We start from the raw sequence: 25,549 nt of genomic DNA, 5'->3' as shown, positions 1-25,549 counted from the left end.
GGCTGCCGTCCCTTCCGGGTGTTCGGGACTAATTGGGGCTTCCGGCCGCTGCAGGGGCGAGCGGCTCGGTGACGTCGTCGGGGGTGTGGTGGCCGTTGCTGAGGGCGGCGATCACGTCTTGCACCTCACGCTCGGCCGCTTCGTCGTCTGCCCTGTGAGCGGCGGGCGAGCTGCTCTCGTGGGCGTGCTCGCTGTCGTCGCGAGCGCTCACGCGCTCACGCTCGCCGCTCGTCGTGAGCGCGTGAGCGATGTCCGCGCGAGCGCTCACACCGCTCGTGACGTCGTGAGCGGCGCTCGCTCGCTGCTTGATGTGGGCGATGAGCGCAGCGAACTCGGGGAGCGCTCGGAACTGGCCATGCCAGCGTCGCCCGGTCGCGGCGCTCACGCTGAACCTGCTCGCGAGGTCCTTGGGCGCGGGGATCTGGCTATCGCGCAACTGCGCGCCGAACCAGGTGCGCGCCTCGGCGGGCGCACCCTTGTCCGACTTGTTCTTCGGCCGCCGGTACGGCTTGCGCGTGGGCGCCGGGGCAGGCGGCGCCGGGGCGGGAAGAACAGGAGCCGGATGAGCAGTGTGGGCGGGCTGTTCCTCCTGGCCAGAGCGGATCTGCCCCTGCTCCTGCTCGGGTTCGTTCATCCAGTCACGCGGGCGCCTGGTGAGCAGCGCGTCGCGCGTCATGAGCGCGTCCAGGTCAGCGAGGAACTGTCGCCTGCGCTCAGGGTCCCTTGTGAGCGATGCGTACTCCATCGCCCGCTCATGAGCGGCATGGAACACCTTGAGCGCTCGCCTGCGCTTGCCCGAGCCGCGGCCGGTGAGCGGGAGCCACTGACCATCAGCGCCGAGCACGAGCGCTCGCGCTCGGGTCGCGGTGATCGCGAGACGCATGAGGTGGTGCTGCGCGCTCACCTCGCTCGCTGAGCGGTCGGTCGGGTCGGCGAGGCCGATGCGAACGAGCACCCGCTCAGGCGAGATCCGCCAGTTGATGCGTGAGCGCTTGCGGCCGGTGATGTGAGCGCTTGCGGTGGCAAGGCTGCGCTCCCACAGCCACGCGGCGATGAGCGGCGAGGCGAGGCGGAAGAGGGCGCCAGCGAACTCGCCGGCGTCCAGGGCGGAGAAGACGCCGGACGCGGCCGCGAACACCCACACCGCGATGCCGTCCACTCCCGCAGTGGGCTTGCGGTCGGACCTACCTTCCTTGAAGTCCTCTGAGGTACGGCGCATCGTGTCCTGGCCGCGCAGGGCGGAGGCCAGGGCCGCGACCTCGATGAACGCGAACAGGAAGAACCGCGGCAGCGGGGCGATGTCCAGGACGTCGCCAAAGAACAGCCACATACCCTGCGCACTCACGCCCTGGGCGAGGACGGCGCCCATGATGGTGAGCCGGTCGGACATGCTGCCCTTGGACAGCAGCCTCCGAACTCCCCGCCAAAGGGCTCTGAGCAGCCAAAACGTTGCCACGGCGGAGATGAGGATGGGCGCGATGTCCCACCAGGACAGGCCAAGACCTGCGATCCACTCAACAAGGCGTTCGATCACTATCAGTCACTTCCAGATGTCCACGGGATGTCCACGGCGATGTCCACGTGGATGTCCACGAGAGGGCGTTGTGGACATCCACCCCCGTACGCGCGTGCGCGCACGTGTGTACGGGAGGAGGGGCGGGGGGTGGGACGGTGCCCGCCCGGTTCGGTCACGATCTGTGCCCGGGAGGCGGGGCCTGAGCCCCTCCCCCGGGGTGGGTTCGGGAACCCCTCCCCCGGCCTGGGAATCCGCAGGGATCTGCCCAGGTCGCAGGGGCTGGGATGGGGGTATATGCGCAGGTCACGGGGGTGTCTCCCCCGTCTCCGTGTCCGGCGTCTCCTCCGTGTCTGTCCGGCGGGCGCGAATCACCTCTTCGGCCTTCAGCGCGCCGGCCACGAACCGCTCCTCCCCTACGATTCGGCGCGACTTCCCGCGCTCCGGCGCCTCGACCAGTCCCCTGGCTCGCCACTCCTTGCGGCGCTCGCTCGCCCACTTGCGGCCGCGCTGCCCGGCGACGGCGGCGTCGGACTCGGCGGTGGACACCCAACCGGGGGAGAGGTGCACGGCGACCAGGGCGCGCAGGTGCGGGTCGGCGATCTCCTCAAGCAGGACGTCGGTGGGGATGTCGAGCCGCTCTGTCACCTCGACGCGCGGCTCGTTGTCGGCGGCGGCCGCGACCGCCAGGTCGTTCTTGCTGGCGCGGAGGCTCGCGGTCTTCCGGCGAGCGCGAGCCTCGTGCACAAGGAGCTGCTGGTCCTCGCTGCAGTGCATGATCAGGTTGTCGGGCAGGTCGGCCCACCTGTCCCGGTAGTAGGGCAGCCGGGTCGCGGTGGACTCCTCCAGGGCGGGCGCAAGGTGCGCGGTCTCGGCCGCCACGGCGGCGAGCTGCAGGTCCGTCACTTCGGGCGTGAAGATCAGGTCGGTGCCGTCGTCGCCCGCCTGCTGGTGGTAGAACGCCCCGGCGGGGAGGTGGGTGGTGTCGCGGCCCGGTTTGCTCCAGCCGCGCAGCAAGAACTGGCTGTCGGCCTTCTGTCGGGTGCGGCCGGCGAAGTTGTTGGTGAAGTTGGCCAACAGCTTGGGGTGAACACTGTCCTTGTTCCAGTACTGGGCGGAGGCGAGGACGGCGGCGTTGTAGGCGCGGACCTGGGCCAGTGCCTTGTCACTGTCGTCTACGATCTGGTCGTTGCCCTTGCGGGTCTTGCCCCAGGCGCGGCTCATTTCGTCGCCGAGCACGAGCACGCCCGGGTAGAGACTTACCGGAAGCACCTGGTTGTGCTCGGGCAGCAGCAATTCCGCGCGGAGCGGAGGCATCGCGGCGAGGTCGGCGAACACTTCGCCAGCCTGCTTAGGGGTCACGGCCAGCCTGTCGATGCGGGGGAGCAGTTCCCGGTAGACCTGGCCGCCGGACTTGAGGTCGATCACCCAGATGATCAGGTCTGGGCAGTGGGCGTACAGCATGGCGATCAGCCGCATGAGGTTGCTCTTTGCTGAGCCGGTCATGCCGCCGAACGCGGCGTGCAGCCCGCCGTGTCCCTTCACGAAGGGGTTGAGGTAGAACGGCTGGTCCCCCTCGGTGTTGCCGAGCCATACCCGGTCGTATGCGGTGCGGGGCGTCTCGGGAGGGTCGAACGCGACCGTCTGCGCGGTGATCCTGGTCTCGTGCTGAATCAGGATGACGCGGGCGGCGGAGTTGTGGCGGGGGTCCTGCACGATCTCCTTGATGGAGCCTGCGGGCCAGTGCATGCCCGACTCGATCTCGGCGATCTTCTTCTCCAGGATGCGGCGGGTCACGCCGACCGGGAGCAGCAGCGGGTACTCCACGCGACCGCTGCCGGAGACTGTGGGGCTGCCCTTGACGATGATGCGCGGGAACCCTAGTTCGGAGAGCACCTTGGGCAGGGTTTTGACGGCGACGCGGACACGTTCGCGGATCTTGCGCCAGTGGCGGGCCCGCCGGTCGAACCCCCACCCGCACGTGGTGGCGAGGGTGAGCACGCCCCACGCGATGGCGGCCGGGCCGGTGAGGGGGTCGGTCTGGATGGCGGCGGCGGCCCACGTGGCGAGAGCGGCCGCGGCGCCGGTCGCCGTGGTGGTGGTGATGGGTAGGAGGTCGTGCTTGGTCAGGTAGCGGTGGATGCCGGTGACGGCGGCCGCGAGCACGGGCATGGTCGCCCACCACGGCACTTCGGCCACGTGGGCGATGGTGGCGGCGACGTAGGTGCCGGCGGCTGTCCACCACGGGGTGTGGAAGTCGCGGTGCCGCCACATCCGCTGAGCTTCTTTCGTGGCGGCCCAGCGGATCGGCGTCCACACGACGTGGTAGGCGACAGCTCGGACGGCGCGCTCCAGCAGCCCGCGGCGCGGCTTGGCGGGCGCCTGGGGTGCCTGCTCGGGAGCCGGGGGGAGCGCGGCGTGCTGCTTGCCGAACACGGGGCTGGTCCTTCCTGCGGTGGCGGGGGGTGGTGGTTAGGCGGGGTTGGTCTGGGTGGCGGCCTTGTCGGCCGGGGCCGCGTCAGCGTCGGGCTGGTCGTCGAGGTCGGCGGTCATCTGGGCGCGACGCTGGTGGATCTGTGCGCGCAGGGTGAGCGTGTCGCGCAGCGCGAGGATCGTGACCAGGGTGAGCCCGCCCGCCACGACGACGATCACGAGCAGGGGCAGGACCAGGGGGCCGACGTCGAGGGCGGGCCCCAGCGAGGTCATGCGGATGTCCACGTCCATGGCGGCGGGTGTCCTTTCAGGCGGTGGCGAGCTGGGGGGCGTTGGACGGTTCGGGGGTGGCGGTGAGCTGGTCGATGTGCCACACCAGCCACTTCGCGGCGATCCATAGGGCGGCGAGCAGGAGAATGGCGGCCTTGATCACGTGGGGGGTGAGCTTGAGCGCCATGTGGGCGAGCCCGGCGAGGATCCACGCGGCCAGGCGCAGCGCCCACCAGAGCGCCACGGCGCTGGTGCGGACGGTCGGCCAGGCCAGGAGGAACGCCCACCAGATGGTGTTGCCGTGGCTGGCGAGCGCGGTGAGCGAGACCTTGCGCGGGGTGATCTTGCGGGGGTGGGGGACGTGGCGGGTCCAGAACGATGCGAACGTCTCCTGCTGGAACCGCTTGTCGGGGCGGGCGGGAACGATCACCGACAGGGTGAGAAGTAGGGCGAGGGCCCCCAGTTCAGCCACGGCAACCGCCTCCGTTGCAGGTGCAGGGGGAGACCCGGTTCTCCAGCACAGACGGCGTGGTGCCGTCCGCGAGCTCGACGGTCACGAACGCGCCGTCGCGAGCCAGCTCTGTGGCTGGCTGCTGCCCGTCGACGCACACCCGGGACGGGCGAGGAGCCTGCTTGGGCTCGTCGCCGCGGCGGGGGCGGATCCGGATCATTTGCACTTCTCCCTCTTGGCCAACTTCTACCTAGAAGCTAACTTATAGGTAGAAGCCATGCAAGAGGAAGTTGTTGACGATGACTGTCATTGCCGATAGGTCTGTGCCAGCAGGGGGCGTGTCCGCGCTGCCTGCGTACGGTGCGGCGATTCGAGTGGGAGTGATGGGCGTGGTTGAGTCGATGCGGTATTTGGAGATCGCCGCCGCTCTACGCGATCGCATCGACTCCGGCCAGTACGCCCCCGGCGACCAGCTCCCATCGGAGGCAGAGCTACGGCAGGAGTTCGACGGAGCCTCCGCCAACACCGTGCGCCAGGCGCTGGCGGTGCTCACGAACGAGGGCCTGACCCGATCCGAGCGCGGCCGCGGCGTGTTCGTCCGCTCCTACGACCGGACGCCGGTCGACGTCGGCCCGGCCGGTGGAGAGCGGGAGTTCGGAGCGGAGGTGGAGGTGCAGATCATGCGCACCCCCGCGCACCTCGCCGATCTGCTGCCCGGCGTGGCCCGGGTCGTACGACGACGGGCGCTCGGCGGCGCGCTACGCGCCTCCTACTACCCGCGCGAGCTGGCCGACGTGGTGCCGGAGCTGGCAGAGCCGGAGCCGCTCCCCGAGCTTGATCACGTGTTGCTGACCCGGGCCGGCGCGGGCGTGAGCGAGGGGCAGACCGATGTGGTGGCGCGGATGCCGACCCCGCAGGAAGCGGCCGCGCTCGCCCTGCCGCCGGCCACGCCCGTGCTTGAGTACCTGGCGACGCTGGTCGACGCAGACGGCGCGGTCCGCGTGGTGCGTGAGGCGCTGTATGCGGGGGACCGGCACAAGCTGCGGATGCGGCTGCGCTGAGCTCGGTCGGGGAGAGTAGTGTTGGGGTGTAGTTGTGCTTACATGGCCGACTTCAGCAGGAAGCCCCGGGGTCTGGAGGCCAGCCGTCACCCGGGGTTCTGCTTACTGGATGATCACGGGCCTGGCCTCGTTAGAGGTTGGGCCCGTTCCGGTTGAGCAGCCAGTCGACCACGATGAGCGCCCCGCGCACGGCGAGCGCCGCCCAGTCCCAGAATTTCTGGCTCCTCTTCCCGTCGTCGTCATTGGGCATGTAGTCCTCCCCTGGTTGGGGCCCCCGTTGGTGATGTTGGGGGTGGGGGCTGTAGACCCCCATGGGTGGATCTACAGATCCCGGGGAGGAATCCCGTCGACGATGACGAGGACAAGCCTACGAGGCCCGGTCGTGCGCCGCGTGAGGACTCTGGCGGGCGTTGGGGGCCGTGAACGCAGGAAAACGTACGGTCATTTAGCGCCAGAATCGCAGCTAAGTACACGTGCAGTGCTCGGCTGGAGTGACCTCGGGCGATCGGCCCATCCGGTGTTCGCCGGGGAGATCGTTAGGCCGTTATCGGTGTGACGGGACGCGTCGGCAAAATCAAGATCCACAGACTCATGTCACGATTTCATAACGAACAAAGGGGCGTCGTTGCCCGCCTCCGAAGCCCGCGCCGCTGGCTAGCCTCACACCTCCCCGGGTACATTGCCGGTATGACCACCGAGACCCCCGACTCGCCTACCCCCGAGCAGGAGCAGCCGTATCCGGAGGAAGCGCGCGCCGCCGCGCTGGACTCGCTGCGCCGCATCATGGGGGAGCCGTCCGCCGAGATGCTCCAGGTCGTCGCCGCCCGCGACGAGGAGATCGTCGCGCGCCGGGCGCACGCCGCGTGATCGGACGGGTTCTCGACTCCAGCTCCCTGGTGGCCTGGGGACGGAGGACGTCCCCGTTCGTCGACGCCACGATCTGGGCGCGGGCAGAGCACGCCGGGTACGTCGTGCCGCTGGTGACCACGGGGCCGGCCGTGGCGGCGGCGCTCGCGCAGCTCCCCGAGTCGGCGGCGCCGGTCGTGGACGCGCTGCTGGGGATGGACGTGACCATCGTGGACGACCTTGGCCGGGAGAGCGCGCCCGGGGTGGCCGCGCTGCTGCGGCCGCAGCACGCGGCCTACGCCGAGCAGGGTGTCACCGCGGCGAGCGTCGTCCTGGCGGCCCGGCGGCGCGGCCTGCCGGTCGTGACCGCCAGTCCGCTGCCGCTTGTGGCGTTGTGGCCGGACGTCGAGATCGACCTCATTCCTTAGCTGGTCGGCGGGTCCGGCAGCAGGACCAGCTTGGCCAGGCGGAGCCCGGCGTCCTCCAGGTGCCTGACGGCGCCCCAGTACTCCCGCTCGCCCTCAGCCAAGTCGAGATCGGCGTAGCGGCCAGGGCTCATCCACCGTGCGGTCTCGGGCTGGCTGCTGGTGGCCACCACCACGTACCCGACAATCTCCTCCTCCGCGGCTGCCGTCTGGCTGGTCTCGTCGATGCTGGTCATAGAGTGTTTCCCTTTCAAGGGGCGGGGCCGACACCCCAACCTGCGGGGGTGCCGGCCAGACGGGTTAGGAGGCGGCGGGCACGCTTTCGCGCTGCAGCCGCTCGGTCAGGGTGGCGAGGACCTGCTTGCGCTGGCTGCGCCAATCGGCGGGCATGAACCCGGTGTCGGGGTCGACCAGCTCGGTCATCCGGTCGACCAGCCACGCGTACTCACATCGGTAGTCCTCGGTGAGCTCGTCGATGGCGCGGTTGGTGGCGTCGGCGAGCACCGTGTGGTGCCGCTGCGCGGCCAGGTGCTTGAGATCCCGCTGGAGATGCTGCTGCTCGATCCAGCGGGCGCGGACGCTGGCCAGGTAGCGGAGCTGGCGGAGCTTGCGCTCGGCAGTCTCGAGGTCGAGCGCGGCCAGGTTGAGCGACAGGATCGGGACTTCGTCGCCCGGGTCGACGTCGATGCCGAGCATGGCGCAGGTTTCGCGGTGGATCTGGGCGAGGGCCTGCCCCCACAGGTAGACGATGATGGGGTCGCGCAGGGTGCCGTCGATGCCGTCGTTGCTGCGTACGTCGACGCCGACCCGGTCGACGAAGTCTTCCCATTCGACGTCGAGCGTCCGGGCTGCGTCGTCGTACGTCGGGGTGAGCAGGCCGCGCCGCGTTGCCATGGCGAAGAACGCGTCGTCTCCAGTGGGGGTGCGGTCGGCGAGCTCGGCGCGGCCTTCGTCGGCCAGGAGCTGCCGGCGGATGTCGGTGACTTCCTTGCCGTGCAGGCCGGCGAGGGCCCACCGGGCGGCGCGGGTGACGGTGATCGGGGCGGGCGGTTGGTTCTCGGCCTGGCGGGCGGCGCGGCGCTCGCTGTCGGTGACGGCGCGGGCCACGATGAGGCGGTTGGAGACTTGGCGGGCCCGCTGCCAGGCGGCGCGTGCCTTGCTGCGGTGGCCGCGGATCTCTGCGCGGGCTGTGGCGACCCGTAGCATCCCTTCCAACGCGATCAAGGTATGGAGCCAGTCATCGGCCCAGTCGGCGCTCCTGAGGAGCTTTGAGGCGCTTGTGGGGGCTTTCCCAGCGGCGTCGGCCAGGACGACCGCGGCGAGGTTGGGCTGGCTGGCGTTCATGATCTCGACCATGCGCTCGGCGGGGGTGTCGGCGGGCATGGCGGCGATGTCCTTGGCAGTCACGTGCCCGGCGGCGGTGGCGGGGTCGACGGCGGTCACGGGTTCTCCTGCGGGGGCTGGTGGTGGAAGTCCATGTAGTGCTGGTGGAAGGTGCCGGTCGTTTGGCGGCGGCGGCGGAGCGGGCAGCGGGGGATGAGACACCGCCATCCGGCGCCGGTGGGCGTGGTGCGGGGGAGGCGGCGGGCGGTGCCGGGGGCGCGGGCGGCCGTGGCGGTCCCGCCGCGGCGGTGGCGGGTGCCGGGCCAGGGCCCATCTCGACCGACTGGCAGCGGTCAGCGCGCGGCCCGGAGCGGCGGCACACCCATGCGCGGCCGCCGGCCGGGGCCGGCTGGTAGAAGTACTCGACCGGGTAGCTGGTGAGCTTCGCCAAGGCCTCGACCTGCGCGGGGGTGGGGCGGCGTTTGCCCTCTTCCCATTCGTCGACCATCGGCTCTTGGCCGCCCAGCGCGATGTCGACCTCGGGCCCGACGAGCTTGCGGGAGTCGAGTGCGGTGGTGATCCAGTACGGGACGGGGACGGCGGTCCCGGCGGCGATCTCCTCGCGGAGTCGCTGCCGGGCCGCCGCCGCGTCGCGGGCGGTAGTCACCACGGTGTCGGCATCCGGTGCGACTCGCCGATTACGCGCACCACGGTGGCGTCGTGCATGATCCGGTGGACGATGCGGCCGCCGTACAGGTCGATCAGGTTCGGCTGGACGGGCCGCTGCTCGGCCGGGGTGTCGGCGAACCCGCGCTCGTCGTAGGGGAGGTTCGTCGTGATCACGGTCTTGCGTCGCTGGGGGTTGCGCACCCGGGCGTCGATGAGCTGGTACGTCTGCTTGCGCACCGCTTCGCTGACCTTCTCCGCGCCCATGTCGTCGTAGATGAGCAGATCGCACCGCTCGGCGTACTCATAGGCGCGGGGGTTGCCGCCGGGGCGGAGCGCGTCGTGGAAGTCGGCGACGTTCCAGGCGACCACCCACAGGTCGCGTTCGTGCGCGGCGTGGTTGCCGAGCGCGAACGCGGTGTGCGTCTTCCCGCGTGAGTTCTCGCCGACGAGGATCAGGGTGCGGGAGCCGGTGTCGAGCCAGTTCGACACCTTGCCGTCCGGGTCCTGGTTGGGGTGCAGCTCGGACAGGTCGGCGGCGACGTAGTCGGCGTAGTCCTCTTGCAGGCACCGCTGCCAGGCGTCTTTCCGGAACTGGCGCTGCAGGGCGAGCGTTCCGGCCCGGTGCTCCTCGCGCGCCTGCACGCAGGCGGGGCAGGTGCCGATGTTGCGCAGCAGGTAGTCCTTATCGCCGGGCCGGGGGCAGGTGCAGCCGGTGCTGAGCTGGCCGCGCAGGTGAATCACGTTGTCGTGCGCGCGTGCCAGGCCAGCGGTCGCCCTCTTGCGCACATCGGTGGGCAGGCTCTGCAGCCAGGCCGGGTTGCCCAGGTCAGCGGGAGGCGTGTCAAGGCTGTCCCGGTTGCGGTTGCGCGCCTGGGCGAGCAGCTGCTGGTCCTCGCGGTCGCCAGCGTTCGGGGCAGTGACGGTCATCCGAAGGCCCTCCGGTTCTGCTCGTGGGACTCGTCGTCGGAGTTGACGGGCAGGTGGTTGCCGGGCGTGCCGCCACGGGCGCCGCTCCCGCCGGGGGCGTACTTGAGGGTGTTGCGCATCCAGGTGCGCCATGCCGCCACCCAGTCCCGGAACTCGTTGTCCTTCGCCCGGTGGTGGTCCAGGAACTGAGCAGTCTCCATCACAAGATCGGCTGTGATGCCGTTCTCGCGCGCCCATTGGCGCATCGGGAGCGTGACCTCGATCCGGTCCGGCGCGGGCGTCATAGGGGCCCTACGGCGCTTCCCGGGAGTCTTCGACGACTTGGAGGCGGTGATCTCGCCTGTGCCGAACAGCGTGCCGTCGTCGTCGGCTGACGTCTCCGCGCCAGCGGCCGTGGCAACCGATGCCGCGTCAGCGACAGGGTCTCCTTCTGGTTTTTCTCCCTTCCCGTTCGTCTCATTCTGTTCATGTGCAGTTTTCTGCTCAGGGCTCGTGCAGTTTTCTGCCTGGGGCTCTGCGCAGTTTTCTGCCCGGTCCCCCTGCGCAGATTTCTGCTCGGGGTCCTGACCTGCGTTCTTGGGTGCGTCGGCTGCAGGGCGGGGCTGGCGCTGCTCCGGCAGGAGCGGCTGAGCAAAGAGCCGGTACAGGCTCGATCGGCGGCCGCCGTTGTCGTGATAGCGCGCGACCACCACGAGGAACCCGGCCGCGATGAGGCGGTTGATCGCGTCGTCGATCGTCCGTATGGACTTCTTGTGGATCTTCTTCGCGAGGGCCTTGCGCCCCGGGAATGCGCCGTTGCCTGAACGGGCGAACCACACGAGCGCGATGAACAGCCGGACGTCCACGTCCGAGAGCTCGGGATGGAAGGTGACAGCGTCGGGAACCTGCCGATAGGGCGGCTCCTCGTAGACGAGTTCGTCGCCGGCCTCGTGCTGGTCGTTCTTGGTGCTCACCGGGCCGCCCCAGCGGGCACCGTGAGCGGGGATGCAGCGTTACCGCGCGCAGCATTAGCTACGCTCATTGCGGCCTCCTCATGTTCAGTGCAAGGGATGAGCGAGGCAGCCGTGGGGCAGGGCGTTCCCGCGCCCTCCCGTTGGCCGCAACGGCGGCTCCGCAAGGGGTCGCCGTTGTCGAAAGCATGTTCGATTTGTTTACACTCTATCGCCTGATGATCAGCTGTGACGCTGCTGGTGGAGGGCTGTTTTCCGGCCTTGGCGATGATCAGCGTCACGGGTTGCTCCGTACTCGTCTCCGGGGTTCCTGCGCCCTATCCGGCGGGTCGGTCGCTGCCGTGGCGGCGGAAGCGGCCGGGCCCCTCGGATGAGGCGCGGGGAGACAAGCACGTGGGGGAGTTAACGTCTAACCAGCAAGATCATTTCGGTGGAGGGCCTTTCTCCGGATCCGGCGGCGCCGCTCCTCGCGCTGCTCGTCCGGCATCAGCCCGCCGTGCACACCCCACGTGTCGTTCGCACGCAGCGCCCAGTCCAGGCACTCCGTACGGACAGGGCAGGGATCGCACACAGCCCTTGCCCTGGCCTCGCTGAACGGGGGACGATTGCCGTCCTTGTCGGCGTCGGCCTCGTTGTCCGGGTACATCACGTACAGCGGCACGCCCTTGCAGACGGCCCGCTTGGGCCACTCGGCGAAGACGATCTCCATCCGGGCCCGATGGGTCTGGCGACGGAACTCCGCCCCTGAGGCAATCACCTGCACCTCGTTCACTGGTCGGGTCCTTCCTCAAGCTGGGGGGTGGGGGTGCTGGTGAGGATCTGTGCAAGGAGCGCCTGCAGTTCGCCGGACTCCCACGCCGCGCGCAGCACTTCGGTGGCGTCCTCAGCCGCCTCGAACGTGGGCGCTGGCTGGTCGAGCGTGACCGCCACACCGGGGATGTCGATCATCTCCCCGGTCCTGGGGTGGACCATCTTCAGGTCCTTGCGCGCCGCACCGCTGGAATCGGCGGCCTTCTTGAGCTTGTCGTGGAACGACTTCTGCACCCGGTCGACAGTCACCACTTCGGTGGGAAAGTGCTCCTTGGCCCACGCCGCGTACGCGTCGTCGTCGACGATCGTGATCCGCAGACGGCGCTTCGGCATGTGGATCGCTCCGAACCGGCGGCCGCCGACGTAGGCAGGCTCTCGCGCGTCCTCACCCATCACAGGGCGGCCGTTGGGCTGGGTGGCGAGGAGCTGAGCCTTGGCGTGGTCGTCCTGGGTCTTGATCGGACCCTTGGTAGATGTGAGCCAGCGCAGCAGGGCGAGCAGGTCGCACATCTTGGCGCGGTCGATGAGGGCCGCAGCCCCCTCGGAGGGGGCCGGGCTTTCATCGGGAGCGGTCACGTGTCCGCCCCCACACTGGTCGGCATCTCGGCCTGGTTCAGCTCGGCCATGCGCGCCTCGTACACGCCGCGCAGGCTGGTCTTCTCCGGGTCGCGCAGCTTCCCAGCGTCGATGGCGGCGATCATGTTCTCGCCGACGAGCTGGAGCGCGGCCACGGTGGGCGCCTGCCCGATGGCCTTGGTCACGTCGGCCACCACGCGCGGACTGGACTGGCCGCGCTGCAAGGCGGCCGCCTCCTTCCACCGGGCCCGGATCAGGTCGACCAGCGGGAGGATGCTGCCGTACTCGTCGACGACCGGCAGCGTGTGCATGCCGCGCTGCTCGGCCTCGGTCTTGACCGCCATCAGCTCGTCGGTGGTGACGTCCTCGGCCAGAACCCGCGTGCGGTAGTCGAGGATGGACGCCTGAGGGATGCCCTCGGCCAGCCACTTGCCGATCAACTCACCGAACTCCTCGCCTGGCAGGGGCACCTGCATGCCGACTGCGGCCTCGGGCACGTCGTGCAGCCGCGACTTGGTGATCGTCATCGTGTGGGACAGGTCCAGCGTCCCGGCGAGATCGAACTCCGACTCGAAGTTGTCGCGCTGGTCCGGCTTCAGCCCGATCTTGACGGGGGCGGGCCGGCCCTTGTCGTCCTCGCCGATCGTCCACTCCGTCTTCACGCGCAGCGTCATGATCAGGTGGCCGGGGTAGGACAGGAGCGCTTCGAGCATCTCCTGCTCGACTGGCCGCACCTGGTCCCAGCCGCCGAACGGGCCGGACTTCTTGGACTGGGAGACCCGGTCCAGCATGCCGCCCTTGCCGGACCAGAACAGGGAACCGGAGTCGACGATCAGGCAGTCGATGCCCTGGGCGGCGGCGGCCGCCGTGGCGGCGGTCAGCGCCTCGGGGGAGTAGTGCGTCACCTTGACGGTCTTGAAGGGAACGAACCGGGAGTACTTCGACGCCGAGCCGCGCTCGGTGTCGATCACGCCGATGATGCCGTCCGGGCCGACCAGCCCGCGAGCAATGCGCAGCGCGGTCATGGTCTTGCCTGAGCCGGAAAGGCCATCGAGCACGATCCGGGCCTTCTCCGACGCGGGGGTGGCGTCCTCGAATACGAAATGCATGGGAGCTCCGTCCTGGAATCTGCCCGGGTGAGGGCCGCAATCCCTCGCCCGGAGCCATGCGCCTGCCATGTCCCAGGAAGGGGTACGGCCGCGCAGCATAGGCCACACGCGCCGTAACTTCCTGGAATATTACAGGCTATTTATCTCCAGCCTAGTGGTAAGCCCACCGACCGGTCAACCCACACCCACCCCCACCCGGTCGCGACGCAACCACCCACCAAAAGCGCAGGTGAGAGCCCACCACCCATAACGTTTGCTGAATTCGCCCTTACGGACCCGCGTTGCGATCTCTAACCTTGGCTTGGAAGCGGGTACCCACCCGACCGCGAGAGCCGCACATGGCGAGCACCCGCCGCGAGCCAAGGAGCCTTCCCCCTCATGCCAGACCCAGAGATGCACGACCATGACGCCGAGAGCCCAAACGGCCACCTCAGCGCCGACGATTTGAACGGCGCCCAAGTAGGCAACATCGCCTACGCCGCCGTCCTGGCGCTCCTGGCCGACACCGCCACCATGCTCGTCCCCACCACCGTCCAACGACGACGCGGCACCGCCGGCCGCACCCGCGCCGCCGTCGAGCTCCGCCGCATCCTCAACGAGCTACTCGACCGCGCGATCACCGCCGACCGGCTCGACGGCGCCACCTGGCAAGAACTCGCCGCCGCGTTACGCCTCCCAGACCCGGACGTCGCCGCCATCCACTACGCACACCTCGACTGGCCGCACCTCGCCGACGACCCGCGCGGCGCATGGGAAGCCTTCCACCGGTCATGCCCCGAGCAACTACACGACTTCTGCCCCACCGACCCCGCGGCCGCCGCCCGCCATCTCGATGACTGGTACTACAACCATGCCGACCCGCGCGACCCCGCCCCACCGCCAACCCGAGCCGTCACCGCCGGCCTCTAACTCCGCAACGATGCGGGAAGGGCCCGCACCCTGAACGGGTGCGGGCCCTTCGCCATTTTGGAGTCTGGGGCGTGTGCGGGCGCCTGGCGGATCAGACGGGGATTGCGGCCCCTACCCGCTGGCGCCCGGCACACCACAGTCGGGACCAAGGTCCACGAGATTCCAGGAAGAATCGGCCCACCAAGGGGCTCACTGTGCCCCTATGATGACACGCCCTATACGGACCTGTAACCATCGCCCCGAGAATCGGCGTCGTACGGACCCCCGAACGACTCACCTGAGTCCGGGTCAGCCATACCCTCCGCGGCGGGCCCGCTGCCGTCCACCTCGCCTGGCTCGCTGTCGCTCCTGCGCGGAGCCACCAGGTTGTACACGTACGACACCACACCCGCCAGACTGGCCTGCGCGCCCGCCAGACCCAGCGTCTTCAGATCGGCTGTGCCGCCCTGGGCGACGACCGCGACGGCAGGAGCGCCGGCGACGATCGCCGCCGCCAGGATGTTCTGCCACACGCTGCGGCCCGCCCGGAACGTCGCCTCACCCAGCGCGCCCGCGGTGGCCGGCTTGAACCGGGTGTAGAGGAAGGCCAGCACCGCGGCGAGCCCGGCCTGCCCACCGGCCAGGCCGAGCGCGCCCATGTCGGCGGTGCCGCCCTGCGCGGCGGTGACGATGGCCGGGCCACCCGCGATGATCGCGACCGAGATCACGTTCTGGAGCAGGGACCGGCCAGCGCGTACCCACGCGTCCGGCACGAGCTTGTCGAGTCGATGAACCATGGTTCCCCCCATGGGTCGGAAATGGATATCCGCCCGCAGGGTGACGTGTTCGCCCGCTTACGTCCTGCCGCAGGTCAGCCCGGCAGCAGACGGTCCAGATTCGAGATGACCACGCCGAGCACCGACACGCAGATGGCCACCCACGTGGAGAACCGGCGGGCCCCTGCAGCCGTGGTCTCCGCTTTGGTCCGCTCCTGCGCCACCTCGGTCTGGAGCCCGTGGATCTGCTGCTCGTGCTCCTCCAGAATCTCCATCACCTTCTGGTGGTGCTCGCTCTCGACCTTGGCCAGCGCGTCATGCCGCTGCTCGGCCTGCTGCAACTGCAACGCGATCACGTCCAGGCGGCCGTTCGTCCGGGTGAATCCCACCTCGAGGAGGCGGATCACGTTGGCGAGCTGGCCAGTGAGCCCTGGTAGATCAAATTCCTCGGCCACACTGTCCCCCTGCTCATCCGGCCGTCCCCTTGTCGCCGCGCACGATAGGCGGTTCGCCCGGTTGCGTCCGGTTGTGAGCGGTCAGCGGTGCCAGCCGCCGAGCGCGACCGCGCTCACCGCCCCCGACCCGGACGGCCGGCGCGCCCGCACCTCGACCCGCTTGCGGTCACCGAAAGCCCACGTCTCCGGCAGGAACCCCGTCACGGTGACCGTGCCGGCGCCGGAGGAGGAGACGCTCGGCCCGAGCGGCACCCCGTCGACGGTCGCCTGCACCTCCAGCGCCCCGCCCACGTTCACATCCACCGCCAGCGAACTGCCAGAGCGGGGGAACACGGTGAACGCGACCGACTCGAACGCCGTGCCCGACACCGATGCGGCCAGCGGCGAGAACGTGATCGCTCTCATCCCGATCTGCAGCTCCAGCCGTTCGACCCGCGCCCGCAGGTCCTTGATCCACTGGACCAGGTGGACCTCGTTCAGGTTGCCCCTGTTGATCCGCGGCATCACGCCTCCCCGGTTACCGACGTGGACAGTTCGGCGGTGGTCACCGTCACCCGCTCGCCCGCCTCCGTGGCCGGCTCCACCTGAATGCTGATGATCTTCATGGGTCGGTCGAGCCCGGCCGACCCGTCCGGCTGCTCCGGGTACTTGTGGTCGGTGATGACGACCTGCGCCTCTGACCCGAGCTCCCACTCCCACCAGCGCGTGTCCGGTGAGATGTTCAGCTCGAACTCGAACACCTGCTTGGAGCCCCTGGTGGTCTCGGCGGCGCGCTGCGTCTCGGCGTTGAGCGCGGCCTGGCTCGTGAGTCCCTCGAACTGGAAAGCATCCTCGGTCTTGGGCCAGCCTTGCGCGTGCAAGTCGTCGTGGACCACCTTCCCCAGCAGCACCCCGCCGGAGGGGATGGCCAGCTTGCCGTACACCACGGTGGCCAGCCCGCGCCGGGTCGAGACCCGGAACTTGCGGACGTTGCCCGGAAACTCCAGCACCAGATCGCTCGAGGGCGGATCGTCTCGGTTCACCCGCCGCAGCTCCACCTGCGGACGGTCGTTCACGTTGTCCCAGTCCGGTTTGCCCCACCACTCGAACCCGCCCGGCGCCGCCGCGATGTCGGCCGCCGTGTCCAGCACCCGGGTGAAGTCCTCGCTGCGGTACTCGCGGTCGACCGCGATCGTGCCGGCCACCCCGCTGGTGCGCATCCAGCGTTTGTCCGCCGGCTGCGACGCGAGATCGAGCAGCCAATCGATCTCCGTATGCGCCAACGTCGCCGCGCGGGGCCCGGTGAACGACACGAACCGGCGGCTGTAGATCACCATGATCTCTTCGGCGGTGATCCGCTGCACCCCCGTCTCGCTGTCGTAGTCCTGCGGGTCGATCACCCGGCCGATCCACACCGGCCGCTCCCCGCGGTACACGACGACGATGGTTCGCTCCGTCAGGGTGGCCGCCTCCACCCGCCCCACCGAGTAGTTCTCGTCATACAGCGGGATCTCCGCGCCGAGCTGGCCGCTCCCGCCGAGCGTCAGCTCGAACGACACCCCCTGCAGGGGGAGGCTGTCGATGGGTTCGTGACTCATCCAGTCGTAGAACACGTACTCGAACGGCGGCGCGGCGCCGCTGTTGTCCGGCAGGGTGGTGGCCTGCACCACCTGCTTGGCGGACCGGTTGCCCAGCTCGTCCACCGCGTCCACCGCGAGCGGGTACATGATCCCGGCCGTGAGCCCGACGAACGTGAACACCTGGGAGGGCACGGTGGCCAGGAGCCGAGTCCCGAGCCACAGCCCATACCCGGCCAACCCGACGTTGTCGTCGGTCGAGGCGTCCCAGGCGAGGGTGACGGCGGTCTGCGACGTCGACACGATGCGGACGTTACCCGGCCGCGTGGGCGGCGTCGTGTCCACCTGGGCCTTGACGGTCTTGGTGCCGATCTGGCCGCGGTTGCCGAGCAGGTCGACCGCGTTGACCCCGACCGTGTAGAGGCCTCCCGGCGTGAGCCCTGAGAACGTCCGCGTCCTGGCGGTCTGGTCCGCGCCTTGCTTCTGCCCGTTCAGGTAGATGCCGTACGCGACGACGGTCGTTTCGTCGTACGGCTCATCCCACGCCACGCTGATCGTGCCCGCGCCGAGCGCGGTCACCCGAACGACCGGCGGCAGCGGCGGAGTGGTGTCATTGATCGGCGTGATCGTCAACGAGCTGGACTTCTCGGACCGGTTGCCCATGCCGTCGACGGCGTCGACCTCGAACACGTACGGCACGCCGCTGGTGAGCCCAGTGAACGTCTTCGACCGCCCGCTCTGGTCGCCGCCCTCCTGGACGCCGTTGCGATAGACCCCGTACCCGGCCACACCGGTCCCGGAGTCGGTGGACGCATCCCACGCGATCGTCACGCTCGTGGGAGTCATCCCGGTCAGCCGGACGTTGCCGGGCACACTAGGCGGTTCCTCGTCACGCGGCGGCCCCCAGATACCGCCGGCCCACGCGTACTGGCCGCCGCTGGCCAACCCGGTCACCAACTGCTTGCTGACGCTCAGGCTGCCGGACAGCCACTCCTGGCTAGAGGTCGAGGCCCACACCCGCTTGACCGCGCCGTCGTTCCAGTCCCTGAAGGTGTATCCGCGATGGCTGAACCCGGAAGGCCAGGACACGGCAGTGTTGTCGGTGCCCTGCACGTACACGGCCGCGCCGAGCAGCGCCACGCACCCGGCCGGCAGATCGCTTCCGGACAGGAACGCGCTGCCGGACGTCACCCCAGACGCCGACCCGTAAAACTCCTGCGCGCCGTCCAGCTCGTACATCCAGATGAAAAGCCGGTCAGTCGAGTCGGTCGTGGAGACGGTGACGGAGGAGTCGCCAGCGGAGATCTTGGACAGCATGCGCAGCCCGAGCGTGTTACGCGCCCACTCGTGCTCGACGTACCCGCCGGACACGCCGGACACGGACGAGTAACTGTTGACGAACAGCACGATCCTGTTGCCGGGCGTTGCCGTCCCGAACGAGTAGGAGTGGCTCGTCCTCGGTGTTTGCGTGGTGTACGGCGTCGCGAACCGGACAATCCCCATGACCCGCCCCCGGATGCTGCTGTCTGCTCAAACCGGGGCGGATCATGCCGTTTTGCTCCGCTAACGTCCCCCGGACAGGGTCAGGTCCAGGCGTCGTACGCCTCCAACGCCAACCGCGGCGTGCCCGGCTGACCCGGCACAGGGGCCCCCGCGACGGTGATGGTGTTGGTGCCGGGGATGAGCATCCACCACGCCGGCCGACCGGCCAGCGCGGACCGGCCAGGCCGCGGCTCCGGCCACACCTCTGGCGGGACGTGCGCCCACATCTGCCGCACCCCCAGGTCGATCGTGTACGAGTACGCGGTGTCGGCCGGGACGAACCCGCCAGGCTTCGCGCGCATCACCGTCCCGGACTCCTCATGGGTGATCGTCCAGTCCTTGATCGGCCCGAACAGGCGGAGCCGGGCGGGGATGGTGCGGTAGGTGCCTTCCATCGTGACCGTGATCTGGGCCTGCCCGGGCAGCGACCCGATGACCGCGGTCGCCCGCACCGGCGTGAGGGCGTACCGGCGCGGATCGGATGCCTTCACCGTGATCCGCCACGTGAACACGTTCGCGGACCGGTCAGTGATGGCGGGCGGGTCGTTGTCGAGCCTGACCCGCACCTGCCGGGCCATGCGCGCGTCGATCACCCGCAGCAGCGCCTGCTGGCGAGGATGCAGCAGCCCGACCAGCCGCTGCTTGGCCGCCAGCATCGCCATCCGGGACGGCGCGATCGCCGTTCCCTCCAGCACGATCAGGCGCTGCCCGTACCGGCCGGCGCCGTCCTTCTCCCCGTCCACGCCGCCGAGCGGCGCCGACGCTGGCGCGACCGGCGGCGACGACGACCAGCCCTGCACTCCCGTGACGACCCAATCCACCCCGAACAGGTCGCGGACGTTGCCCGCCCACCCCAAGATCCGGTACACGGGCGTCTCGATCGGCACGTACGGCAGCGCCGTCGTGGCCACCTGCTGGGTGTTGTCGAGGGACCGCTGCCCGATGGTGTCCACCGCGGCCACCCGCACCCCGTACGCCCGCCCGGGGGCGAGACCGGTGATGGTGTGCCGGCGGGTAATCACGCCGTCCACCGTGTAATCCACCCCAGGGGTGGTGTGTACGGTCTGCCCGTCCACCCGGATCTCGTACCCGACCACTCCGAAGTCGTCGCTGCTGGCGTTCCACGCCACCTCGATCGAATCCTCCCCGGCCGCCGCGGTGAGGACGGGCGCGGTGGGGTCGACGTCGTTGAGCGTGCGCACCGTCAACTGTGCCGGGGTGGGGGAGCGCTGGCCGAGCTGGTCGACCGCCCACACCCGCACCACGTGGTCGGTGTCGTCCGCCAGCTCGGATCGGGACACCTGCCGCACCGTGGTCCCGGTCGCTGCCGTTGTGCCGTCGATCGTCACGTCGTACCCCGTGACGGCCACGTCGTCGGCGGCCGCGTCCCACTCCACCGTGAACGAGGTGTAGGAGACGGCGGTGGCGCGCAGGTTCGGCGGCGTGCCAGGCGGCACATCCGGCGGAGTCATGTGGGTGAGCTGCGCCTGGCTGGACCGGTTGCCGGAGACATCTACCGCGTCCACGGCCACCTGGTAGGTGGTGGCCGCTGACAAACCAGAGAACACGTACGACAGGCCAGCCTGGTCGCCGCCCTGCTTGACGCCGTTGAGGTAGATGCCGTACCCGGTCAGCCCGCCCGGGTCGGTGGAGGCGTCCCACACCACGGTGAAGCCGTATGGGCCGCCGCCGGTGACGCGCGGGTTGCCCGGCACGGTCGGCGGCGTGGAATCGACCTCCGCCTGCACTTGGATGCTGGCCGCCTTCGCGGACCGGTTACCGGCCCCGTCGACCGCGTCCACCGCGATCGTGTATGTCTGGCCGGCCGTCAGCCCGGAGAACGTCCACCCCAGGCCCGGGTGCGCGGCCACCACCTGGGCGCCGTCCAGGTACACCCCGTACCCGGCGACCCCCGTCAGCGCGTCCGTGGACGCGTCCCACGCCACCGAGATCTGCGTCCCCGCGGCCGCGGTCGCGTGCAGGTTGCCGGGCACGGTGGGCGGGGTGCCGTCCGTCGTCACCACCAGCTGCGCCTTCGCGGACCGGTTGGCGGCCGCGTCGACGGCGTCCACCGCGACCGTGTACGCCTGGCCGGCCGTGAGCCCGAAGAACTTGCGCATCCCGCCGCTGGCAGGTTGGGCTGGCGTGGTCTGCGAGATCGCCGTCTGCGGGGATCGGTTGCCGCTGGCGTCGACGGCGTCGACGGCGAGCGTGTACGAGGTGTTGGGCGTCAGCCCGGTCACCTGCCCGGTCAGGGTGGTGACGTCGCCGCTGCGCTTGACCCCGCCGACGTAGATGCCGTATCCGGTCACGGCCACGTTGTCGGTGGCGGCGTCCCAGGCAAGGTTCATGTCGGTGGGCGAGGTGGAGGTGACACGCACGTTGGGTGGCGCGGTGGGCGGCGTCGCGTCGGTCGTGCCGTAGCCGACCACTGCGAGCGGGGTGGCGTTGGTCGCGTGCACCGGCAGGTTCGACACGGTCCAGGTGCGCGAGCCGGCGGCTGGCATGGCGCCGGAAGCGAAGGCCGAACTGGACGAGGCGGCCGTGGCCGTGTGGTTGGCGGCCATCCCCTGGTTGTAGGACAGGCCAGTCAGCGCATTGCCCGTGGGCGAGTTGACCACCAGGAAGACGCGGCCCGCCGCGCCCGCGGGGACCGTCCCGCTCGCCGACACAGTGTTGGCGTTCGTGGCCTGCCCCATGGCCGTGAACAGCCGGGTCGGGCAGTCGTCCCGCTCATACACCACGGCGTGGGTCTTGGCGTCGGTCGAGGCGGTGATGTCGACGGACGTCTCCGCCCCTGTCGCGATCCGGCTGTAGACGGCGACGTAGTTGTACGCCAGGAAGCTCGCATCCTGCGTCCACGCGACCCCGCCGGTCGCCGCGTTGGTGATGGAGGTGAAGCTGCTGATGACCACGATCAGCCGCGCCCCTGGCGTGGGCGCGGTGAAGGTCACCCGATGCGCGCTCCCGACGATGTTGCCGCCGCTGTAGGTCGCCGCGACCCGATTCGCCACCGTGCCCCCCGCATCCCCGACCAGCCCCTAGCAAGCGGGCATCTTGCCGAGTCGGGCGGCTACCGTCCCGTCACTGCCACGCGTCGCTCGTCTCGATTACCAGCCGCGGCCCGCTGGCCTGGCCCGCGACCACCCCGCCCGACAAGGTGATGGTGTTCGGGCCCGGTCCCAGAGCGAATCGTGCAGGGAACAAGCCCAGCAGTCGCCGGCCTGGCCGGGGCTCCGGCCACACCTCCGGCGGCACGATCGACCACACCACCCGCGACGCCAGGTCGATCGTCAGCTCGTACCGCGAATCCGGGAGCACCGTGCCGGGCCGGGCCCGGATCTCCAGCCCGAGCTGCTCCAGTCGGATCACCGGGTTGGCGACCGGTCCGATCAGCCGCATCTTGGCCGGGATGGTCGGGTAGTCGCCGGCCAGCGTGATCGTGGTGGAGCCGGTGGTCTGGCCTGGCGCGAATTCGACCTCGGCGTACATAGGCCGCACCGCATAGCGGCGTGGATCCGGCGCCTTCACCGTCAAAGCCCACGCGAAAGCCCGCGAACCCCGGTCGGTCACCTCAACGCCGCTCTCAAGCCGCACCCGCGCCTGCCGCGTCATGTGCGCCTCGACCACCCGCAAGACGGCGACCTCCTGCGGGGAGAGCGCCTGCGTCAGCCGCTCCTGCGCGGCCAGCATCGCCACCCTGCTCGGAGCGATCGCCACCCCCGACAGAATGACGATCCTGCCGCTGTACCGGCCCGGACCGGAGAAACCGCCGTCGTCGCTGTCGGAGTCCGCCGACAGCGCGATCGTCTGCGCGCCCGCCGACCAGCCCTCCTCATCCTCGACGACCCACTCCACCCCAGAGCTGTCGCGGGCGTTGCCGACCCAGCCGCCGAGCTCGAAGGTCGGGCTGGCCAGCGCCATCCAATCCGCCGACAACACCGTGACGCTGGTGGTCGAGGCGGGACCGCGCGCCGATCCGGTGTCGACCGCCCGCACCGCGACCTCGTACGTGGACCCGGCCTCGAGGTCCTCGATCACATACCCGAGCGCCGTCGTCGACGTCAGCACGCTCCCGTCAAGGAGGACCTCGTAGCGGGCGATCGGAAGCCCACCCGGGTCGGATGGCCCCCACGCCACGGTGATCTGCTCTCGGCCGGCCGTAGCGGTCAACCCGGGCGGCGCCGAAGGGTCCGCTCCGGCCAGCGTGGACGCCGTCAAGGACGCCTTGACTGACCGGTTCCCGGCAGCGTCGGCTGCGTCCACGGCGATGGTGTAGGCGTGGCCGCGAGCAAGCCGGGTCACCATGTAGCCCAGCTCGGCCTGATCGGGGCCCTGCGGTACTCCGTCCAACCAGACGCCGTACCCGGCGACGCCGACGTTGTCGGTGGAGGCGTCCCATGCCACCTGCAGAGAGGTGAGCGTCGCCGTCACCAGGCGAAGGTTGCCGGGCGTCGTGGGCGGGGTGACGTCCACCTCGGCCACCACGGTCAGTTGCGCCTTGGGGGAGCGGTTGCCGGCGGCGTCGGCCGCGTCCACCGCCAGCACATAGCTCTGCCCGGCGACCAGCCCCGCGAATGTGTAGGAGGTGGCGGTCTGGTCGGCTCCCTGCTTGACGCCGTTGCGGTACAGGCCGTACCCGGCCACCGCCTGGTTGTCGGTGGACGGGTCCCACTCCACGCTGATGGCCGTACCGGTGATGCTGGTGGTGCGCAGGTTCCCCGGTGTGGTGGGCGCCTGGCCGTCTGTTGAGCCGTACCCGACCACGGCCATCGACGCCTGGTTGGTGCTGACGACCAGGTTGCTGAGGGTGAAGACGCGTGAGCCCGCAGCGGGCATGGGGCCATGCGCGAACGCGGAGTTGGACGAGGAGGCGTCCACGTAGAAGTGCCTGACGAGCCCGTTGTTCCACGTCGCGTCGGATGCGCTGCCGTTCGGGTTGTTCACCGCCCCGAACACGCGGCCGCTGGCGGAGGCCGGGACCGTCACCGCCGGCCCGGACATCGACGATGTGGTGGTGCTGGCCTGCGTGGTGAACAGCTTGGCCGGGCAGTCGTCCCGCTCGTGTAGGACAGCGTGCAACCGGGCGTCGGTCATGGTCAGCGCGACCGACGTCTCCGCCCCAGTAGAGATCTTGGAGTAGACGTAGACGTGGTTGAACCCCAAGGCGTGATGGTCTTCGGTCCAACCGGCAGGTGCGGACATCGACAGCCACGATGTGACCACGAGGATCAGCCGGGCGCCCGGCGTGGCCGGGGTGAAGGTGATCGTGTGTTCGCCGTTGCCGGTCGCGCTGCCGCCGTCGTAGGTTGCCGCGATCCTGTTCGTCATGCTCCCCGAGCCCCTCTTGTGCCTTGTCTGCGTGGGCCGCGCACGTCAGGGACCGGCCACCTTGGCGCCGTCGAGGTACACGCCGTAGCCGGTCACGCCGATGTCGTCAGTCGATGGGTCCCAGGCGACCGTGAGGGTGGTGCCGGTCACTTCGGTCACCCGCAGGTTGCCGGGCACGGTGGGCGGGCCCGCGTCAGCGGCGAGGATCTCCAGGGCCGCCCACTCCCACGACGGTGTCTGAATCCCCGCGGGCGCGTCGGCGTTGAACGTCACCGACTGCCCGGCCGCGCCGACCGGCGCGGCCTTCCGGATCGCCAGCCCGGACCCCGCTGTGCCGTAGACGTCCTTCATCGAGAAGCCCTCGGCCACGTCGCTGCTGGTGGGCAACACGCCGGGATTCCCAGCGATGTTGTTCTCGTAGGCGGCGCAAAACCCGAGACTGCCGGACGCGGTGGACGAGTACCCGCTGATCGTCGTGGGGTCGGTTGAGGAGGCGCCGGTGTTGGACGCGCCGACCGGAGCAGCCAGCACCGCACCGGTCACCACCCACGCCTTCAACCCGCCATAGGCGAAGCCGGCAACTGACAGAGCCACCGTCATCCCGGTCTTTGCTGTCGGGCAGGGCGCGGTCCAGATCCGCGCATGCCCAGAGGAGTGCGCGGCACGCGACGTCCACGTCAGGCTGCCGCCGGCGATCGCCGGAGAGCTGGCTGACCCGCTCCACGCGGCCACCAGCAGAGACTGGGCAGGGGCGTTGAACGCGTCCGTGGTGATGGACGCGGCCGCGCCCGTCTTCAGCGCCGGGCTCGTGATGGTCTGGAGCGCCACTGCTACTCTCCCGCCCCGTGAAAGATCACACCTCTGGCGAGTCCGGGATGGTACGCGGGAACATCGCTAACGGCCCGGCGGCACCGGACAGCCCTGATCGGCTGCTCCAAAGCCCCGTGATCGTGCTGTCGCCGCCCCGCTCCGGCTCCACCCTCCTGAGAGCGATCCTGGGCAGCCACACCCGGATGCACGCCCCCCACGAACCCCTGCTCAGCCAGATCACCGTGACCGTGCCCCTCGGGCCCGCCGCCGCCGCCATGACCCTCCTCGGCCACGACCAGGAGGCGCTGCAGCATCTGCTGTGGGACCGGCTGCTGCACCTGGAGCTCACCCGATCCGGCAAACCCACCCTCGTCCTCAAAAGCCCCACCGACACGCTGGTCTGGCCGCGGCTGGCCGCGTGCTGGCCGGACGCACGATTCGTGTTCCTGCTACGCCACCCCGCCGCGATCCTCGCCTCCTGGCGCGAAGCCACCGGCCTGCCCGCCGAGCCCAGCACCCACCTGCTCGGCCAGTTCACGCGCGCCGTCGACGAAGCCCGTCAGGAGCTGCCCGGCACCACCGTCCGCTACGAGCAGCTCGTCGCCGACCCCGCCACCGTCATGGCCGGCGTGTGCGAGCGGCTCGGCGTCGCGTACGAGCCGGGCATGCTTCACTACGGCCACCACGTGACCGGCCCGTTCGTGCGCGGCGTCGGCGACTGGCTCGACAAGATCCACACCGGCCGCATCCAGCCAGCCCGCCCCACCCCGGCCGCCGAGCTGCCGGAGCCGCTCGCCGGCATCGTCGCCGCCTGGGACTACACGTAGC

The 25,549-nt window shown here is 70.0% G+C and carries 24 protein-coding genes; 5 read left to right on the top strand and 19 right to left on the bottom strand.

Translation table 11 applies throughout. The features are described from left to right. Positions 1-28: 28 nt before the first annotated feature. From ABZS69_RS47880 to ABZS69_RS47860, 5 genes are all read right to left on the bottom strand, one after another. A complete protein-coding gene (locus ABZS69_RS47880; protein ID WP_355385638.1) occupies positions 29-1,390 on the bottom strand; it encodes a hypothetical protein in 1,362 nt (453 codons plus the stop codon). Positions 1,391-1,819: 429 nt separating this feature from the next. Further along, positions 1,820-3,949, bottom strand: a complete 2,130-nt coding sequence (locus tag ABZS69_RS47875) for a hypothetical protein (protein WP_355385635.1) — start codon at positions 3,947-3,949, stop codon at positions 1,820-1,822. Between the two features lie 36 nt (positions 3,950-3,985). Further along, a complete protein-coding gene (locus tag ABZS69_RS47870) occupies positions 3,986-4,237 on the bottom strand; it encodes a hypothetical protein (protein WP_355385632.1) in 252 nt (83 codons plus the stop codon). A 16-nt stretch (positions 4,238-4,253) separates the two neighbouring features. Then, complete coding sequence (locus ABZS69_RS47865) at positions 4,254-4,688, bottom strand: hypothetical protein (RefSeq protein WP_355385629.1); 435 nt, start codon at positions 4,686-4,688, stop codon at positions 4,254-4,256. Beyond that, complete coding sequence (locus ABZS69_RS47860) at positions 4,681-4,887, bottom strand: hypothetical protein (RefSeq protein WP_355385626.1); 207 nt, start codon at positions 4,885-4,887, stop codon at positions 4,681-4,683. The genes ABZS69_RS47865 and ABZS69_RS47860 overlap by 8 nt, the downstream gene beginning before the upstream one ends. Before the next feature lie 181 nt (positions 4,888-5,068). On the opposite strand from ABZS69_RS47860, the gene ABZS69_RS47855 reads away from it, so the two are divergent. The 3 genes from ABZS69_RS47855 to ABZS69_RS47845 all read left to right on the top strand — a co-directional run bounded on the left by ABZS69_RS47855 (position 5,069) and on the right by ABZS69_RS47845 (position 7,002). Next, positions 5,069-5,728: a GntR family transcriptional regulator gene (locus ABZS69_RS47855; RefSeq protein WP_355385623.1), complete on the top strand. Its 660-nt coding sequence runs from the start codon at positions 5,069-5,071 to the stop codon at positions 5,726-5,728. Between the two features lie 687 nt (positions 5,729-6,415). Then, positions 6,416-6,595, top strand: a complete 180-nt coding sequence (locus ABZS69_RS47850; RefSeq protein WP_355385620.1) for a hypothetical protein — start codon at positions 6,416-6,418, stop codon at positions 6,593-6,595. After that, positions 6,592-7,002 (top strand): hypothetical protein, encoded by a 411-nt coding sequence (locus tag ABZS69_RS47845; protein WP_355385617.1) that lies wholly within the window; start codon positions 6,592-6,594, stop codon positions 7,000-7,002. Before ABZS69_RS47850 ends, ABZS69_RS47845 begins: the two co-directional genes overlap by 4 nt. Here the strand turns inward: ABZS69_RS47845 and ABZS69_RS47840 are convergent. From ABZS69_RS47840 to ABZS69_RS47810, 7 genes are all read right to left on the bottom strand, one after another. After that, a complete protein-coding gene (locus tag ABZS69_RS47840; RefSeq protein WP_355385614.1) occupies positions 6,999-7,235 on the bottom strand; it encodes a hypothetical protein in 237 nt (78 codons plus the stop codon). The genes ABZS69_RS47845 and ABZS69_RS47840 overlap by 4 nt on opposite strands. A gap of 64 nt (positions 7,236-7,299) precedes the next feature. Next, on the bottom strand, positions 7,300-8,442 hold the full coding sequence (locus tag ABZS69_RS47835) for a hypothetical protein (protein ID WP_355385611.1): 1,143 nt from the start codon (positions 8,440-8,442) through the stop codon (positions 7,300-7,302). 543 nt (positions 8,443-8,985) lie between these two features. Beyond that, complete coding sequence (locus tag ABZS69_RS47830; protein ID WP_355385608.1) at positions 8,986-9,918, bottom strand: ATP-binding protein; 933 nt, start codon at positions 9,916-9,918, stop codon at positions 8,986-8,988. After that, positions 9,915-10,871, bottom strand: a complete 957-nt coding sequence (locus ABZS69_RS47825; RefSeq protein WP_355385605.1) for a helix-turn-helix domain-containing protein — start codon at positions 10,869-10,871, stop codon at positions 9,915-9,917. Before ABZS69_RS47825 ends, ABZS69_RS47830 begins: the two co-directional genes overlap by 4 nt. 406 nt (positions 10,872-11,277) lie before the next feature. Beyond that, positions 11,278-11,640: a WhiB family transcriptional regulator gene (locus tag ABZS69_RS47820; RefSeq protein ID WP_355385602.1), complete on the bottom strand. Its 363-nt coding sequence runs from the start codon at positions 11,638-11,640 to the stop codon at positions 11,278-11,280. Then, entirely contained in the window at positions 11,637-12,254 is a 618-nt protein-coding gene (locus tag ABZS69_RS47815) for a hypothetical protein (protein ID WP_355385599.1), read from the bottom strand. The genes ABZS69_RS47820 and ABZS69_RS47815 overlap by 4 nt, the downstream gene beginning before the upstream one ends. After that, positions 12,251-13,363, bottom strand: a complete 1,113-nt coding sequence (locus ABZS69_RS47810; RefSeq protein ID WP_355385596.1) for an AAA family ATPase — start codon at positions 13,361-13,363, stop codon at positions 12,251-12,253. The genes ABZS69_RS47815 and ABZS69_RS47810 overlap by 4 nt, the downstream gene beginning before the upstream one ends. Positions 13,364-13,741: 378 nt before the next feature. Here ABZS69_RS47810 and ABZS69_RS47805 point away from each other — a divergent pair, with 378 nt between their 5' ends. Continuing rightward, positions 13,742-14,272, top strand: coding sequence for a hypothetical protein (locus ABZS69_RS47805; protein ID WP_355385593.1), 531 nt, complete (start codon positions 13,742-13,744; stop codon positions 14,270-14,272). A 215-nt stretch (positions 14,273-14,487) separates the two neighbouring features. Here the strand turns inward: ABZS69_RS47805 and ABZS69_RS47800 are convergent, their stop codons facing one another. From ABZS69_RS47800 to ABZS69_RS47770, 7 genes are all read right to left on the bottom strand, one after another. Continuing rightward, positions 14,488-15,048 carry a hypothetical protein gene (locus ABZS69_RS47800; RefSeq protein WP_355385590.1) on the bottom strand — a complete coding sequence of 187 codons (561 nt, stop codon included), beginning with the start codon at positions 15,046-15,048 and terminating at the stop codon, positions 14,488-14,490. A 74-nt stretch (positions 15,049-15,122) separates the two neighbouring features. Then, a complete protein-coding gene (locus tag ABZS69_RS47795; RefSeq protein ID WP_355385587.1) occupies positions 15,123-15,482 on the bottom strand; it encodes a hypothetical protein in 360 nt (119 codons plus the stop codon). 81 nt (positions 15,483-15,563) lie between these two features. Continuing rightward, positions 15,564-15,986 (bottom strand): hypothetical protein, encoded by a 423-nt coding sequence (locus ABZS69_RS47790; RefSeq protein ID WP_355385584.1) that lies wholly within the window; start codon positions 15,984-15,986, stop codon positions 15,564-15,566. Then, complete coding sequence (locus ABZS69_RS47785; protein WP_355385581.1) at positions 15,986-18,541, bottom strand: fibronectin type III domain-containing protein; 2,556 nt, start codon at positions 18,539-18,541, stop codon at positions 15,986-15,988. The genes ABZS69_RS47790 and ABZS69_RS47785 overlap by 1 nt, the downstream gene beginning before the upstream one ends. Before the next feature lie 80 nt (positions 18,542-18,621). Continuing rightward, positions 18,622-21,594 (bottom strand): fibronectin type III domain-containing protein, encoded by a 2,973-nt coding sequence (locus tag ABZS69_RS47780; RefSeq protein WP_355385577.1) that lies wholly within the window; start codon positions 21,592-21,594, stop codon positions 18,622-18,624. Between the two features lie 70 nt (positions 21,595-21,664). Beyond that, entirely contained in the window at positions 21,665-23,911 is a 2,247-nt protein-coding gene (locus tag ABZS69_RS47775) for a fibronectin type III domain-containing protein (RefSeq protein WP_355385574.1), read from the bottom strand. 45 nt (positions 23,912-23,956) lie between these two features. Then, positions 23,957-24,739 (bottom strand): fibronectin type III domain-containing protein, encoded by a 783-nt coding sequence (locus ABZS69_RS47770; RefSeq protein ID WP_355385571.1) that lies wholly within the window; start codon positions 24,737-24,739, stop codon positions 23,957-23,959. Between the two features lie 17 nt (positions 24,740-24,756). Between ABZS69_RS47770 and ABZS69_RS47765 the strand changes: the two genes are divergently transcribed. Further along, positions 24,757-25,548: a sulfotransferase gene (locus tag ABZS69_RS47765; RefSeq protein WP_355385568.1), complete on the top strand. Its 792-nt coding sequence runs from the start codon at positions 24,757-24,759 to the stop codon at positions 25,546-25,548. Position 25,549 lies beyond the last annotated feature (1 nt).

The organism is Nonomuraea sp. NPDC005650 (assembly GCF_040605375.1).
Lineage (GTDB): Bacteria > Actinomycetota > Actinomycetes > Streptosporangiales > Streptosporangiaceae > Nonomuraea.
This window is presented reverse-complemented; position numbering and strand designations above follow the sequence as displayed.

What these genes read in the sequence shown, in the direction of transcription:
- ABZS69_RS47880 (WP_355385638.1), bottom strand. Translation starts at nt 1,390, where the DNA reads ATGTCCGACCGGCTCACCATCATGGGCGCCGTCCTCGCCCAGGGCGTG.
- ABZS69_RS47870 (WP_355385632.1), bottom strand. Translation starts at nt 4,237, where the DNA reads ATGGACGTGGACATCCGCATGACCTCGCTGGGGCCCGCCCTCGACGTC.
- ABZS69_RS47860 (WP_355385626.1), bottom strand. Translation starts at nt 4,887, where the DNA reads ATGATCCGGATCCGCCCCCGCCGCGGCGACGAGCCCAAGCAGGCTCCT.
- ABZS69_RS47855 (WP_355385623.1), top strand. Translation starts at nt 5,069, where the DNA reads ATGCGGTATTTGGAGATCGCCGCCGCTCTACGCGATCGCATCGACTCC.
- ABZS69_RS47850 (WP_355385620.1), top strand. Translation starts at nt 6,416, where the DNA reads ATGACCACCGAGACCCCCGACTCGCCTACCCCCGAGCAGGAGCAGCCG.
- ABZS69_RS47840 (WP_355385614.1), bottom strand. Translation starts at nt 7,235, where the DNA reads ATGACCAGCATCGACGAGACCAGCCAGACGGCAGCCGCGGAGGAGGAG.
- ABZS69_RS47830 (WP_355385608.1), bottom strand. Translation starts at nt 9,918, where the DNA reads ATGACCGTCACTGCCCCGAACGCTGGCGACCGCGAGGACCAGCAGCTG.
- ABZS69_RS47810 (WP_355385596.1), bottom strand. Translation starts at nt 13,363, where the DNA reads ATGCATTTCGTATTCGAGGACGCCACCCCCGCGTCGGAGAAGGCCCGG.
- ABZS69_RS47805 (WP_355385593.1), top strand. Translation starts at nt 13,742, where the DNA reads ATGCCAGACCCAGAGATGCACGACCATGACGCCGAGAGCCCAAACGGC.
- ABZS69_RS47800 (WP_355385590.1), bottom strand. Translation starts at nt 15,048, where the DNA reads ATGGTTCATCGACTCGACAAGCTCGTGCCGGACGCGTGGGTACGCGCT.
- ABZS69_RS47790 (WP_355385584.1), bottom strand. Translation starts at nt 15,986, where the DNA reads ATGCCGCGGATCAACAGGGGCAACCTGAACGAGGTCCACCTGGTCCAG.
- ABZS69_RS47785 (WP_355385581.1), bottom strand. Translation starts at nt 18,541, where the DNA reads ATGGGGATTGTCCGGTTCGCGACGCCGTACACCACGCAAACACCGAGG.
- ABZS69_RS47775 (WP_355385574.1), bottom strand. Translation starts at nt 23,911, where the DNA reads ATGACGAACAGGATCGCGGCAACCTACGACGGCGGCAGCGCGACCGGC.